The following is a 13,363-nucleotide window of genomic DNA, read 5'->3' as shown; positions in this document are numbered from 1 at the left end:
CCACGGCGGGGCGCTCACGCGACCTCGACGTGTTGCTGGACATCCTCGACCTCACGGAGGTCGACGAGAACACCTACGTCGGCCGGCACCCGGCAGAGGTCGGGAGCAGAACGTTCGGCGGACAGCTGGTCGCCCAGGCGCTGGTCGCGGCCGGCCGCACCGTCAGCGGGGCGAGGCCGATCCACGCCATCAACGCACACTTCATTCGCGGCGGAGATGTCAAGCGAGACATCACTTTCCGCGTGGAACGTCATCGTGACGGCCGCGCCTTCGCCAACCGTCAGGTGACGGCTTACCAGGGTGACGAGGAGCTGTTCGTCATGCTCGCCGCCTACCAGGACTCGCGCGGCGGCCTCGAGCACAGCGTCGAGTGGCCCGAGGTGGAGTACCCGGAATCGCTGCCGCCGCTGGGCAACCACTTCGACGGGTACGAGGACCGTCTGAAGATGTTCGTGGACGCGCTGAAGCCGATCGACATGCGGTACGCCAATGATCCGGCCTGGATCATGAAGGGCACCGGAGAACGGTCGAACCACAACAGGGTATGGATGAAGTCCGACGGACCGTTGCCCGACGATCCCGCTCTGCACGTCGCCACGATGGGATACGCGTCGGACACGACGGTGCTCGACTCGATCATCACCACACACGGCCTGTCCTGGGGTTTCGACCGTATCGTGGCCGCGACGGTGAACCATTCCATCTGGTTCCACCGTCCGTTCCGCTTCGACGAGTGGATGCTCTACGCCACCGAGTCGCCGGTCGCCGCGGGGTCCCGCGGACTGGCCACCGGCCGATTCTTCTCGCGCGGAGGAGAATTGGTGGCGACCGTGGTGCAGGAAGGGCTCATCCGCCATTTCCCGGCACGATGACGCGGTCGTCGGTCACCACGAAGACGTCGTCGAAGCGGTCGGTCCCGAACTCCGAGAGCAGGCCGGCGATGAATTTCGTTCCGGGCGCGCACTTCCCGCTGAGAATGCGGGAGACCGTGGCCGGGTCGACCCCGATGCGTTCGGCCAGTTGCCCGTCGGTCGTGATGTGAGCGAAGCGCCGTAGTCGTTCCAGCCCGTCGCGGTCCAGCTCGAGATTCGCCATCGATTCCCCCCGGTGATCGATCGTGTCGCGCTCGTTGCGCGCACGAGACGAAAGGTACACATGCACTGGCGGGCGGGCAATCGACACACTGCGCGTGAACTTGCGTCCGTGTCAGTAGTGTTCGCGCCATGGATCAGACGTCCGGGGTGGGGGAGACGTGGTGGGAGTATCTGAACCGCGTCACAGACAGAGCATCACAAGTGGAGATCGCGCGGGCTGCAGGGGTGGACCCCGCGTCGGTCTCGAGATGGAAACTGGGGAAGAACACGCCGAGTGCGGATCGCGTGATCGCGGTCGCACGGCACTTCGGTCGGAATCCGGTGGAGGCGCTCGTCGTCGCGCGCTACCTCGAGCCTCGAGAAGTCGACGCGTCGATCGAGTTGGCCGCCAGCGCCGCCGCGCTGACGGACGACGAGTTGATCACGGCCGTCCGACGTCGACTCGAGTTGGCGCGGGGCATGGTCGCATCGGGGTCACCGGTGAGCCACGACTGACCGGGGTGTTCAGGGCGTGCGCTCGTCGATGACGAAGATCGCGAGCGTCGCCGCCAACACCGCGGCCGGTATCCACGCGGCGCGGACGCCGACGGACCCGGTCGCGGCGGCGCCGGCCAGTGCGCCGAGGACGAACACGGCGATCACGGCGCTGTAGACACCGAACGCCCGTCGGCCGGCGGAGTCGCGGTCGACGATCGCAGCGAAGCCGGCCTCGGTCACGCGCATCAGATTTCCGGTCATCGCGATCGCGATGTAGTTGAGATCGCCGATGTTCCGGAACAGGGCGATCTGCAGCGCGGCGATGAACGAGATCGGCACGGTGACCAGCGCATTCGGCACCGTGGCGGGTACGAAGCCCACCACGGCGAGGATGGCTGCCTGCGCCGCGATGGACCACCGGATCGGCCGGTGCACTCGGCGTTCGGCGCGTCCCGTCTTGATGACGTTGGCGATCGAGACACCGACCACGAACGCGAGGATCGGCCACAGGTGTTGGGCCGCGTCCCGCCAGTGCGTCCGCGACACCTCGATCGCCAGGAAGATCACGTTGCCCGTCTGCGCGTTGGCGAAGACGCCGCCTCGGCTGACGTAGGTGTAGGCATCGAGGAACCCGCTCGCAGCGGTGACGAGGAGCGCGAAGCGCAGACTCGAGGCCGTCGCGGTCACCGGTCTTCCCTCGCGACGATGCGCCAGGCGTCGACCTTCGCCGCCGCGCTCAGGGCGGCATGGGCAGGGCTGGTGGACGGCAGACGGAACGTCTCGACGGGCCGGGACAGCGCCACGTGGCGAGCGAACAGCCGCGCCGCCGCGGCGCCGTTGAACACGATGCGGTCCAGGGTGGGGTGGGCCGTGAGCAGCGCGTCGATGTCGTTCGGCACCACCGTGTCGCTCTCGATGGCCGAGTCGAGACTGCCCTCGCGAGTGCACAGTTCGAGAACGTCCCACACCGCGACGCCCGCGGCCGTGAGTGCGCGCACGCGCTCCGCGTAACCGACATCCCCGGGTAGGTGGAAGATGTGAGTCATGATGGGCCAGAACGCATTCCGCGGATGGGCGTAGTACTGCTCGGCCGTCAGCGACGCGACCCCCGGCATGGAACCGAGCACCAGCGTGTGCGGCGAGTCGCCGACGAGCGGGGCGAAGCCGTGCACCACCGTCATGCTGCGACACCGGCGACGACGAACAGCACCGACGCACCCAGTCCTGCGACCACGCGGACGTGGTTCCACCGGGTCCACCGAGTGAGGTACTCGGGCCACACGTCCTCCGCGGCAGCGAGCCGATCGTTGAGCGGCACGTTGACGGCGACGGTCACGCCGAGGCAGCCCGCGACGTAGAGCGCCGCCGCCGCTGCGACGAGAACGGCGGGTGTGCCAGGCTCGAGGAACGCGGTGACGGCGGCGAGGACCGATGCCGCCGCGGTACCGAACAGCAGGACCATGAAGACGGGAGCGACGATGACCACGTTCACGCGCGTCATCACCGCCGTGGCGGCGGACGCGGGCTGTACGCCCAGCGCCGGCATCACGGCGATGGAGAAGGCCAGCAGGACGCCGGCCACCGCAGCGGAACCGACACCCGCCGCGACGACGGCGGCGGAGAGCAGAACGGACACGACGGAGCCTTTCGATGATGCGGCGGTTCTGTCGTCCCATCAGATCACGGTGCCCACCGCCGGGGTCGTCCGATGATCGTCACGAGTGCCTTCTTCGCCGACTACGCGCGCCAGTCGGACCAGAAGCTCGACGTGCTCGGCGGCATCTGGGACTGGTGTGTGGTCCCGTCCCTCGCGCAGCCCGTCGAGGCCTACCTGGTGGTCCTGCTGCAGCGTGGCCCCGACGACGTGTCGGGTGAGCGGGTACGGGTGGAGATCACGGACGGCGAGGACGAGCCTCTGCACGTGTTCGAACTGCCCGTCGCCGGTCACCTCGAGGGGGAGCAGCAGGCTGTGGCGTTCCCGATCTCCTTCGCATGCCGACGGGTGGGGCGCCACGTGCTGCGCCTGACGACGGGGGCGGCCGATCCGGGATTCGCGCTCTCGCTGGACGTTCGATCGATGGCCTGAGCGGCTGCGGGGGAGATGTACTGGTGCCCTCGGTGAGACTCGAACTCACACTGCACGGGTTTTGAATCCGTTTCCTCTGCCAATTGGGATACGAGGGCGAACCGCTCGCGGGGCGAGCTGGTGCGGTCACCGAGTGTAGAAGATCGGTGCCGGATGCGGTGCACCGGTACCCTGACGACGGCCCGGGCGCAGCGTCGAGAACGGCGCCGCCGCGGGGGAGCAGTGCATCGAGGGAGGGCGAGTCAGCGTGAACACACCGGCACCGTCACAGCCACGTCGTGTGGTGGTCGCGGAGGACGAGTCACTCATTCGGCTGGACCTCGTGGAGATGTTGCGCGAGGAGGGGTACGACGTCGTCGGCGAGGCCGCGGACGGTCAGGAAGCGGTGGACCTCGTCCGCGCCCTGGTTCCGGATCTGGTGATCATGGACGTGAAGATGCCGCGTCGAGACGGTATCGACGCGGCCTCCGAGATCGCCGCGGCTCGGTTGGCTCCGGTCGTGATCCTGACGGCCTTCAGCCAGCGCGAACTCGTCGAGAGGGCCCGCGACGCCGGCGCCATGGCGTATCTGGTGAAGCCCTTCACGAAGGCGGACCTGGTGCCCGCCGTGGAACTGGCCGCCAGCCGGTTCACCGAGATCTCCGCGCTGGAGACCGAGATCGCGGATCTCCACGACCGCCTCGACACGCGCAAACTCATCGAGCGCGCCAAGGGTCTGCTGATGACGTCCCAGTCGCTCTCCGAGCCGGAGGCCTTCACGTGGATCCAGCGGGCCGCGATGGACCGACGCACCACCATGAAAGCGGTCGCCTCCGTCGTCATCGAGACGCTCGGAGACGCCCCCGTCGCGTGACACCGAGTGCCGTGATCCGGCCTCGAAGACTGTGCCAGGCTACGGCTGCGTTAAAACTGGCTGCGTAGACGTCACAGTAAGGTCACAGGGCTTGTTCCACGGGTCGCGAACCGTCGGGGAGCGATAGGTTCTCCTTCACGAGCGTCACGGTATCGGGTGCGTGACGCACATATTTCTAGGAGACGACAGATGGCAAGACGAACCATCGTTCGGACGGCTGCGGTGGTGAGCGTCGCTTCGCTCGCCCTGTTCGGCTGTTCCTCGAGCGACGATTCGAGTTCCGGCAGCGAAACCAGCGCTGCCGGCGGCTCTTCCGCAGCTGCGGAGGCCACCGTGGACACCGACTGCACACCCGAGCAGGCAACTGCCGGCGCGACGCCGGTGACCACTCCGCTCAAGCTCGGCACACTGCTTCCCGAGACCGGTAGCCTCGCCTTCCTCGGCCCGCCCGAGGTCGCCGGCGTGCAGCTCGCAGTCAACGACGTCAACGGCGCCGGTGGCGTTCTCGACCAGCCGATGGAGCTCATCCCCGGCGACTCGGGCGACACCACCACGGACACCGCGAACAGCACCGTCGACCGCGAGCTCGCGGCCGGCGTCAGTGTCATCCTGGGTGCAGCGTCGTCCTCGGTGTCCCTCAAGGTCATCGACAAGATCGCCAGCGCCGGCGTCGTGCAGATCTCGCCGGCCAACACCTCCGACCAGTTCGTCTGCTACGCGGACAAGGGCCAGTACTTCCGCACGGCACCGACCGATGTGCTTCAGGCACAGGCGCTCTCGCAGCTCATCGCCGAGGACGGCGGCCAGCGCGTCTCCATCCTCGCGCTCAACGACCCGTACGGTACGGGCCTGGCGAGCAACACTGTCACCAACCTCGAGGACGCCGGCATCGCGTCCGACCAGATCCAGAAGATCATCTACGACCCCAACGCGCAGTCGTTCAACGCCGAGGTGGACCAGGTGAAGAACTTCAACCCGGACGCCGTCGCCATCATCGGCTTCGAGGAGTCGGCGAAGATCATCACCCGTATGCACGAGATCGGCATCGGACCGTCGGACGGCACCGCCGTCTACGGCGTCGACGGCAACATGGGCAACGCCCTCGGCGAGTCGGTCGGACCCGGCCTGCTCGACACCATGCGTGGCACCACGCCGCTCACCGACGTGGGCGCCGGTTTCCAGGACCGTCTCAAGGCCGTCAACCCGGCTCTGGTCGACTTCAACTACGCCGGTGAGTCCTACGACGCCGTCGTGATCTCCGCCCTGGCCGCGGAGCAGGCGAAGTCCACCGCGGGTGTCGACATCGCGGCGAACATCAACTCCGTCACCAAGGACGGAACGAAGTGCACCACGTTCCAGGAGTGCCTGCCGCTGGTGAAGGCCGGAACCGACATCGACTACGACGGTGTCACCGGTGAGCTCGCGTTCACCGACGGCGGTGAGCCGTCCGTCGGCTCGTACGGCAAGCTGGTCTTCGGACCGGACAACAAGCTCACCACCGAGGACTACATCGTCGTCGGCGGCTGATCTGCAGTAACCCGGAACGGGCCCGACTCCACCGGAGTCGGGCCCGTTCTGCTGTCGTGCTCGGGGCTCCCCGTCCGCGAGTACGTCGACAGTGCTGTGAATACGGCTCGTTGCACGGCACTTCGGACGTACTCGCCGAGGGTGAGGGGCCGCAGACAGCGAGAAGGGCGCCCCGAGCGAACTCGGAGCGCCCCTGTCGGTGTGCGCGGGTACTACTTCTTCTCTTTGCTCCCCGCCAACGTGCCGAGGTACAGCTCGATGACCTTGGGGTCGTTCATCAGGTTCGTGCCGGTGTCGGTGTACGCATTCTTGCCCTGATCCAGCACGTAGCCGCGGTCACAGATCTGGAGGCACCGGCGAGCATTCTGCTCCACCATGATGATGGAGACGCCTGCCGCGTTGATCTTCTTGCAGCGGATGAAGACCTCGTCCTGGAACATCGGAGACAGTCCGGCCGACGGCTCGTCGAGCAGCAGCACGGACGGTTCCATCATCAGCGCGCGGCCCATGGCGACCATCTGCCGCTCGCCACCGGACAGTGCGCCCGCCTTGATCTTGCGACGCTCCGACAGCAGCGGGAAAAAGCTCGCTCACGAAGTCGAACCGTTCCTGGAACTTCTTCGGCCGCAGGTAGATCCCCATCTCGAGGTTCTCCTCGATGGTGAGCGAGGGAAACACGTTCTGGGTCTGCGGAACGTAACCGACGCCCTTCGTCACGAGCACGTGTGCCTCGGCGGAGGTGATGGTGTCGCCGCGCAGCGTGACGGATCCGCTGCGGATCGGGATGAGACCGAAGAGTGCCTTGAGCAACGTCGACTTGCCGGCACCGTTGGGGCCGATGATGCCGACGATCTCGCCGTCGTTCAGATAGAAGTTGCAGTCCTTCAGGATGTTCACGCCGGGGATGTATCCGGCCACCAGGTCGTCGGCACGCACGAGCGCGTCGGTGGCCAGGCGGCGGTGTTCGTCCGGTGTCGCCGCGAATTCTGCTGCGGTGAGCCCGGTTCCCCCGGATGTGGTCGCTCCGGATTCGGTCATGTCGTGGTCCTCTTGTCCGTCCCGATCTCGGGTTCGGCCGCGGAGAGATCTCCGCCCGACTCGAGTGTCTCGACCTCGGCCTGCTCGAGCGCCTCGGCCAGTTCTGCCGTGGCGCCCACAGGATTTCCGTCGGCGTCGAACTCGAGCGCCTGATCGTGGTGGCTTCCCAGGTACGCGTCGACGACGGCCTCGTTGTCCGCCAACTGCGCGGGCGCGGACTCGGCGATGACGCTGCCCTGAGCCATGACCACGACCCAGTCACTGATGTCGCGGATGACGTCCATGTCGTGCTCGACGAAGACGACGGTCATGCCGTCGTCGCGCAGCGACTTGATGTGGCCCAGAAGGCTCTGCGTCAGTGCGGGATTCACGCCGGCCATGGGCTCGTCGAGCATGACGACGGCGGGATCGGTCATGAGCGCTCGCGCCATCTCGAGCAGCTTGCGCTGTCCGCCGGAGAGGGATCCCGCGAGGTCCTCGGACTTCGCGTCGAGTTTGAATCGCGCGAGCAGTTCCCGCGCACGCTCGGTCACCTCCCGCTCCTGCGCCTTCCACGTCCACGGCATGAGCGTGTTGAAGATCCGCTCACCCTTCTGTCCCGTGGCACCGAGCCGGACGTTGTCCAGCACGGTCAGCTTCGACAGTGCCTTCGTCAGCTGGAACGTGCGCACCACGCCGTGGCGCGCCACCTGGTGCGGCGTCATCCTGCCCAGCGACTTGCCGTCCATCGACCAGGACCCGGTGTCCGGCTGGTCGAACCCGGTGAGCAGGTTGAACAAGGTCGTCTTGCCGGCGCCGTTCGGGCCGATCAGACCGGTGATGCAGCCACGCTGGATCTCGAGGTGTGCCACGTCGACGGCCTTGAGGCCACCGAAGGTCCGGGACACGCCGTCGACCACCATGGTCGGGTCGGGCTTGGCGACGCCGGGGGTGTTCGCGACGTCGGCGAACAACGCCGCGCGCACCTCGGCGCTGAGCGGCTTGCGTGCCGCGATGGTGTTACTTGGCATCGAGCTGTACCTCCCGCTTGTTGCCCAGCAGTCCCTGCGGGCGGAAGATCATCAGCACCGCGATGAGGATGCCGAGGAGGACGAATCGTGTGGCGCCGACCTGCTGTTCGGTCATCGGAATGAGCGGGTCGTCGCCGGCGGCGGCCTGACGCAGCAGCACGTCGGGGATCGACAGGAAGAACCAGAAGAGCATGGCTCCGACGACCGGACCGAAGACCGTGGCCGCACCGCCGAGGATCAGTGCGCCGAAGGCGAAGAAGGTCTGCGCCGTCGAGTAGAAGTCGGGGTTGATCGACTTGGTCTGCAGAGCGTTGAACACGCCGCCCATACCGCCGATGACGCCACCGAGGACGAGGGCCTGCATCTTGTAGACGAAGACGTTCTTGCCCAGCGAGCGGGCGGCGTCCTCGTCCTCGCGCACCGCCTTGAGGACGCGTCCCCAGGGGCTGTGCGTGAGCAGGTACACGAGTCCGCACAGGATCAGCACCAGTGACCATCCGACCACCATGGCCCACAGGTCGTCGCCGTAGAACTTCACGCCGACGAACGAGTACTGCTTGCCCGAGTCGAACGGGCTGAGGTTGGTGAACGGATCGGCGAAACCGAAGAGGCCGTTGGTCGATCCGGTGACACCGTTCGACGCGGTGGACCGGAAGACCAGTCGCAGGATCTCCGACGCCGCGATGGTGACGATGGCGAGATAGTCCGCCCGCAGTCGCAGGGTGGGGATACCGAGCACGAGCGCGAGGAGACCGGCTGCCGCGAGTCCGACGAGGATGCCGAGCCACAGCGGCTGTTCGTACGTGATGGTCATGATGCCGACGCCGTATCCGCCCAGCAGGGCGAAGCCGATCTGACCGAAGTTGAGCAGTCCTGCGTAGCCGAAGTGCAGGTTCAGTCCGATGGCGAGAAGTGCGTAGAAGATCGCGGAGGGCCCGACGAGCTGGGCCAGCGATACCTGGATTGCTCCGATGATGTCCATGGTCAGCCGATCCTTTGCCGCGAGCCCAGGATGCCTTGCGGCCGGACGATGAGGATGACGATCAAGACGAGCAATCCTCCGATGTATTTGAGGTCGGGGTTGATCACGAGCGTCGACCACTGCACCAGCAGACCGACGATGACACAGCCGAGCAGGGCGCCGTACGCCGTACCGAGGCCACCGAGGGTGATGCCGGCGAACATGAGCAGGAGGAGCTTGAAGCCCATCTCCCACTGGACGCGTCCGCCGAGCTCGGAGAGCCCGAACAGCACGCCGCCCAGAGCGGCGAGACCGCCGCCCATGCACCAGACGAAGGTCACGACGCGCTCGACGTTGATGCCGGACGACGCGGCGAGATCGCGGTTGTCGGCGACGGCGCGCATGGCCTTGCCGATACGGGTCTTCTGCAGCATGAGCGCGACGAGCACGAGCACCACGACGCTGATGACGATGCAGGCGAGGTTGACGTCGGTGATGGCGAACGGCCCCCACTCACGCTGCACCTGCGCCTGATAGTCCTTGTAGGGCTCGGCGCGGTCGGAGAAGAAGATGAGGATCAGGTACCGCAGGGCGATCGCGAGACCGATCGAGACGACGAGTTGGCCGATGAGGCCGGTCTTGCGTCTGCGCAGCGGTCTCCAGAGTCCGGCGTTGTTCGCCCAGCCGACCGCCACACCGACGATCACCGCCAGGACGGTCGCCGGGATCAGCTGGATCCCGAGCTTCTGGTTGAAGACCCATGCCGCGACGGCGCCGAGCGTGACCAACTCGCCGTGGGCGAAGTTGGTGAGCCCGGTGGTGCCGAAGATGAGGCTCAGACCGATCGCGGCGAGCGCGATGACCAGTCCGAAGCGCAGCCCGTCGATGGTGGTGCGCAGGAACTTCTCGTAGAACGGGACGACCGTGGCGCTGCGTTCCTCACCGAAACTGAAGATGACGGTGTTGGCGCGACCTGCCTCCACGGTGCGTTCGACGTCGCCCTGCACGGAGACACCGTCGGGCAGGGTCTCGGGGTCGACGCGGAACGTGTAACTGCCGGGTGAGACCGGAAGTGTCCATCGCCCACCGGTTTCCGACGTGGTGCGAGCCACCTCGGACTCTCCGGAGTCGAGGGCCACGACGTCGACGCCGACGAGGCGTTCACCGGCGTTGTTCAGGCTGCCGCTGACGTTCACCGCGTCGGCGGGTGGAGCGGAGTCGGACTCGGAGCCGCTCGCGGGTGGGGAGCTCGAGCTCGGAGTGGGGGACGGAGTGGGTTCCTGGGCCAGGGCCGTTCCACCGAAGGTGGCTGCGGCGATGAGGCCGAGGAGTACGACGACGAGCGCGCGGACGAGGGCGGCGGTGGCCGTCGTTCGTCCGGGCCGTCGAGGACTCGAGGGGGGCACGGGGGTCCTCTCGGACGGTCGACTAACGCCGAGGAATCTCGGCTCTGCTTGCAATTGTCGGACTCTATCGGGCTCCGGGTATCGAGAACGGCCGCTTCGATTTCTTCGATGTTTCAGTCTTGTTTCGAAGCGGTCGACCGCCGACCACGCCCGTGTCGGTACGCCTCCCTAGACTGACCTGCGTGAGTCCAGTAACCGAGTCCTCGCCCCTCCTGATGCTGATCGACGGTCACTCGGTGGCGTACCGCGCCTTCTACGCCCTGCCCGCCGAGAACTTCAAGACCACCAGCGGGCAGACCACCAACGCGGTGTACGGGTTCACCTCCATGCTCATCAATCTGCTGCGGGACGAGTCGCCCACGCACGTCGGCGCGGCCTTCGACGTCTCTCGCCAGACCTTCCGAGCGGACAAGTTCCCGGAGTACAAGGCCAACCGCATCAAGACCCCCGACGAGTTCGCGGGCCAGATCGACATCACCAAGGACGTCCTCGGAGCACTGGGCATCCCGGTGATGGCGGAGCCGGGCTTCGAGGCGGACGACATCATCGCCACCCTCACCACGCAGGCGGTCGCGGCGGGGTACCGGGTGCTGGTGGTCACCGGCGACCGGGACTCGCTGCAGTTGGTCAACGACCAGGTGACCGTCCTCTACCCGCGCAAGGGCGTCTCCGACCTGACGCGGTTCACGCCGGCGGAGGTCGAGAGCAAGTACGGACTCACCCCGGCCCAGTATCCGGACTTCGCGGCGCTGCGCGGAGACCCCAGCGACAATCTTCCCGGCATCCCGGGGGTAGGTGAGAAGACCGCCACCAAGTGGATCCGGGAGTACGGCAGCCTCGAGGACCTGGTCGACAAGGTCGACACCGTGCGCGGCAAGGTCGGCGACGCGCTGCGCGCCAATCTCTCCAGCGTCGTCCTCAATCGTCAACTCACCGAGATGGTGCGCGACGTCCCTCTGCCGTACACACCGGATCAGCTGCAGCTGGCGCCGTGGGACCGCGAGCGCGTGCACGCGCTGTTCGACGATCTCGAGTTCCGTGTGTTGCGCGATCGGCTCTTCGCCACCCTCTCGTCGACCGAGCCGGAGGCGGAGGAGGGCTTCGAGGTGCGGGGCCGCGCGCTCGAACCGGGCGAGCTCGCCGAGTGGCTCGAGGCGCACACGCAGGACGGTGTCCGCACCGGGCTCTCCGTCGTGGGGACGCGGTCCCCGTTCGACGGTGACGCGTCGGCCGTCGCGTTCGCGTCGGCGGACGGGGAGGGCGCCTACGTCGAGACCATCGGGCTCACCGCCGAGGACGAGCAGGCACTCGCGGCCTGGTTCGCGAACGAGTCGCGGCCCAAGGCTCTCCACGAGGCCAAGTGGGCGTTGCATGCGCTGCGCGGTCGCGGATGGCCCGTCGCGGGGCTGACCAGCGACACCGCACTCGCGGCCTACCTGGTCCGCCCGGGGCAGCGGAGCTTCGCGCTCGACGACCTGTCGCTGCGGTACCTCAAGCGCGAGCTGCGCATCGAGGACGCCGGCGACGCCCAGCTGTCCCTGCTCGACAGCGAGGACGAGACGCAGGCAGCGGTGGCCGAGGGGGAGATCCTGCGAGCGCAGGCGGTGCTGGATCTCGCGGACGCGCTGGACCGTGAGCTCGACGAGATCGAGTCCGCGCCGCTGCTCTCGGACATGGAGCTGCCGCTGCTCGGCGTGCTCGCCACCGTCGAGAACACCGGCATCGCGATCGATCTCGATCATCTGCACGACCTGCAGAGCCAGTTCGCCGGGGAGGTGAGCGTCGCCGCCGAGGCGGCCTACGCGGTGATCGGCAAGCAGATCAACCTCGGGTCACCCAAGCAGTTGCAGGTGGTCCTGTTCGACGAGCTCGACATGCCCAAGACCAAGCGCACCAAGACCGGCTACACCACCGATGCCGAAGCGCTGCAGTCGATGTTCGAGAAGACCGAGCATCCCTTCCTCCGGCACCTACTCGATCACCGGGACGCCACGAGGCTCAAGGTGACGGTCGACGGTCTGCTCAAGTCGGTCAGCGACGACGGGCGCATCCACACCACGTTCAACCAGACCATCGCCGCGACGGGTCGGCTGTCCTCCACCGAGCCCAACCTGCAGAACATTCCGGTCAAGACGTCCGCGGGCCGTCGCATCAGGGAGGGCTTCGTCGTCGGCGAGGGTTACGACTCGCTGATGACGGCGGACTACAGCCAGATCGAGATGCGGATCATGGCGCACGTCTCCAAGGACGAGGGGCTCATCGAGGCCTTCAACACCGGCGAGGATCTGCACAGTTTCGTCGGGTCGCGCGCTTTCGGGGTGCCCATCGACGAGGTGACTCCGGAGTTGCGCCGCCGGGTCAAGGCGATGTCGTACGGACTGGCGTACGGGCTCAGTGCATACGGCCTCTCCCAGCAGCTCAAGATCTCCACCGAGGAGGCCAAGGAGCAGATGGAGGCGTACTTCTCCCGGTTCGGTGGGGTGCGCGACTATCTGCACGAGGTCGTGGAGGCGGCGCGCAAGGTCGGTTACACCTCGACTCTCTACGGACGTCGCCGCTACCTGCCGGATCTCACGAGCGACAATCGTCAGCGCCGCGAGGTCGCCGAGCGCGCGGCCCTCAACGCCCCCATCCAGGGCACCGCGGCCGACATCATCAAGGTCGCGATGATCGACGTCCAGCTCGGACTGGTCGAGGCCGGGCTCACCTCGCGGATGCTCCTCCAGGTGCACGACGAACTGGTGCTCGAGGTCGTCGAGTCCGAACGCGCCGAGGTCGAGGCGTTGGTCCGAGACAAGATGGCGCACGCCATCGAGCTGTCGGTGCCGCTCGACGTCTCCGTGGGAACGGGTCGCACCTGGGACGACGCCGCACACTGAGGCGACCACACGACGACGACGGCGGGCGACGG

General features: G+C 67.0%; 13 protein-coding genes, 1 tRNA gene and 1 pseudogene. 6 read left to right on the top strand and 9 right to left on the bottom strand.

What is annotated here, in order from left to right:
* Positions 1-29: 29 nt before the first annotated feature.
* A complete protein-coding gene (locus QE449_RS12980) occupies positions 30-872 on the top strand; it encodes an acyl-CoA thioesterase II (RefSeq protein WP_307097483.1) in 843 nt (280 codons plus the stop codon).
* Here the strand turns inward: QE449_RS12980 and QE449_RS12975 are convergent.
* Positions 847-1,095, bottom strand: a complete 249-nt coding sequence (locus QE449_RS12975; protein ID WP_027506778.1) for a helix-turn-helix transcriptional regulator — start codon at positions 1,093-1,095, stop codon at positions 847-849. The two genes, QE449_RS12980 and QE449_RS12975, sit on opposite strands and share 26 nt — an antisense overlap.
* A gap of 128 nt (positions 1,096-1,223) precedes the next feature.
* Between QE449_RS12975 and QE449_RS12970 the strand changes: the two genes are divergently transcribed.
* Positions 1,224-1,589: a helix-turn-helix transcriptional regulator gene (locus QE449_RS12970; protein ID WP_082544652.1), complete on the top strand. Its 366-nt coding sequence runs from the start codon at positions 1,224-1,226 to the stop codon at positions 1,587-1,589.
* Positions 1,590-1,598: 9 nt separating this feature from the next.
* Here the strand turns inward: QE449_RS12970 and QE449_RS12965 are convergent, their stop codons facing one another.
* From QE449_RS12965 to QE449_RS12955, 3 genes are read right to left on the bottom strand one after another with little or no spacing between them, the layout of a single operon-like run.
* Positions 1,599-2,258 carry a YoaK family protein gene (locus QE449_RS12965; protein ID WP_056447941.1) on the bottom strand — a complete coding sequence of 220 codons (660 nt, stop codon included), beginning with the start codon at positions 2,256-2,258 and terminating at the stop codon, positions 1,599-1,601.
* Entirely contained in the window at positions 2,255-2,752 is a 498-nt protein-coding gene (locus tag QE449_RS12960) for a DNA-deoxyinosine glycosylase (protein WP_307093196.1), read from the bottom strand. Before QE449_RS12960 ends, QE449_RS12965 begins: the two co-directional genes overlap by 4 nt.
* Positions 2,749-3,207 (bottom strand): anthrone oxygenase family protein, encoded by a 459-nt coding sequence (locus QE449_RS12955; RefSeq protein WP_037186651.1) that lies wholly within the window; start codon positions 3,205-3,207, stop codon positions 2,749-2,751. The genes QE449_RS12960 and QE449_RS12955 overlap by 4 nt, the downstream gene beginning before the upstream one ends.
* A 72-nt stretch (positions 3,208-3,279) precedes the next feature.
* Here QE449_RS12955 and QE449_RS12950 point away from each other — a divergent pair, with 72 nt between their 5' ends.
* Positions 3,280-3,657 (top strand): hypothetical protein, encoded by a 378-nt coding sequence (locus tag QE449_RS12950; protein ID WP_056447944.1) that lies wholly within the window; start codon positions 3,280-3,282, stop codon positions 3,655-3,657.
* Between the two features lie 21 nt (positions 3,658-3,678).
* Here QE449_RS12950 and QE449_RS12945 read toward each other — a convergent pair.
* Positions 3,679-3,755 (bottom strand) — tRNA-Leu (locus QE449_RS12945).
* Positions 3,756-3,904: 149 nt separating this feature from the next.
* On the opposite strand from QE449_RS12945, the gene QE449_RS12940 reads away from it, so the two are divergent.
* Together QE449_RS12940 and QE449_RS12935 are read left to right on the top strand one after the other, a co-directional pair.
* On the top strand, positions 3,905-4,510 hold the full coding sequence (locus QE449_RS12940; protein WP_027506773.1) for an ANTAR domain-containing response regulator: 606 nt from the start codon (positions 3,905-3,907) through the stop codon (positions 4,508-4,510).
* A 189-nt stretch (positions 4,511-4,699) separates the two neighbouring features.
* The gene (locus QE449_RS12935; protein WP_027506772.1) at positions 4,700-6,037 is read left to right on the top strand and encodes an ABC transporter substrate-binding protein; all 1,338 of its coding nucleotides are present in this window, start codon (positions 4,700-4,702) and stop codon (positions 6,035-6,037) included.
* A 212-nt stretch (positions 6,038-6,249) separates the two neighbouring features.
* On the opposite strand, the pseudogene QE449_RS12930 reads toward QE449_RS12935, so the two are convergent.
* From QE449_RS12930 to QE449_RS12915, 4 genes and pseudogenes are all read right to left on the bottom strand, one after another.
* Positions 6,250-7,075 (bottom strand): annotated as a pseudogene (locus tag QE449_RS12930) (ABC transporter ATP-binding protein).
* On the bottom strand, positions 7,072-8,085 hold the full coding sequence (locus tag QE449_RS12925) for an ABC transporter ATP-binding protein (protein WP_027506770.1): 1,014 nt from the start codon (positions 8,083-8,085) through the stop codon (positions 7,072-7,074). Before QE449_RS12925 ends, QE449_RS12930 begins: the two are co-directional and overlap by 4 nt.
* The gene (locus QE449_RS12920) at positions 8,075-9,067 is read right to left on the bottom strand and encodes a branched-chain amino acid ABC transporter permease (RefSeq protein ID WP_027506769.1); all 993 of its coding nucleotides are present in this window, start codon (positions 9,065-9,067) and stop codon (positions 8,075-8,077) included. The genes QE449_RS12925 and QE449_RS12920 overlap by 11 nt, the downstream gene beginning before the upstream one ends.
* Positions 9,068-9,069: 2 nt before the next feature.
* A complete protein-coding gene (locus tag QE449_RS12915) occupies positions 9,070-10,452 on the bottom strand; it encodes a branched-chain amino acid ABC transporter permease (protein ID WP_027506768.1) in 1,383 nt (460 codons plus the stop codon).
* Positions 10,453-10,667: 215 nt separating this feature from the next.
* On the opposite strand from QE449_RS12915, the gene polA reads away from it, so the two are divergent.
* Positions 10,668-13,331 carry a DNA polymerase I gene (gene polA, locus QE449_RS12910; protein ID WP_056447950.1) on the top strand — a complete coding sequence of 888 codons (2,664 nt, stop codon included), beginning with the start codon at positions 10,668-10,670 and terminating at the stop codon, positions 13,329-13,331.
* Positions 13,332-13,363 lie beyond the last annotated feature (32 nt).

The organism is Rhodococcus sp. SORGH_AS_0303 (assembly GCF_030819335.1).
Taxonomy (GTDB): domain Bacteria; phylum Actinomycetota; class Actinomycetes; order Mycobacteriales; family Mycobacteriaceae; genus Rhodococcoides.
This window is presented reverse-complemented; position numbering and strand designations above follow the sequence as displayed.

Excerpts from the sequence above, each read along its gene's own strand:
- QE449_RS12970 (WP_082544652.1), top strand. The coding sequence starts at position 1,224 with ATGGATCAGACGTCCGGGGTGGGGGAGACGTGGTGGGAGTATCTGAAC.
- QE449_RS12960 (WP_307093196.1), bottom strand. The coding sequence starts at position 2,752 with ATGACGGTGGTGCACGGCTTCGCCCCGCTCGTCGGCGACTCGCCGCAC.
- QE449_RS12925 (WP_027506770.1), bottom strand. The coding sequence starts at position 8,085 with ATGCCAAGTAACACCATCGCGGCACGCAAGCCGCTCAGCGCCGAGGTG.
- QE449_RS12920 (WP_027506769.1), bottom strand. The coding sequence starts at position 9,067 with ATGGACATCATCGGAGCAATCCAGGTATCGCTGGCCCAGCTCGTCGGG.
- QE449_RS12935 (WP_027506772.1), top strand. The coding sequence starts at position 4,700 with ATGGCAAGACGAACCATCGTTCGGACGGCTGCGGTGGTGAGCGTCGCT.
- QE449_RS12975 (WP_027506778.1), bottom strand. The coding sequence starts at position 1,095 with ATGGCGAATCTCGAGCTGGACCGCGACGGGCTGGAACGACTACGGCGC.
- polA (WP_056447950.1), top strand. The coding sequence starts at position 10,668 with ATGCTGATCGACGGTCACTCGGTGGCGTACCGCGCCTTCTACGCCCTG.
- QE449_RS12950 (WP_056447944.1), top strand. The coding sequence starts at position 3,280 with ATGATCGTCACGAGTGCCTTCTTCGCCGACTACGCGCGCCAGTCGGAC.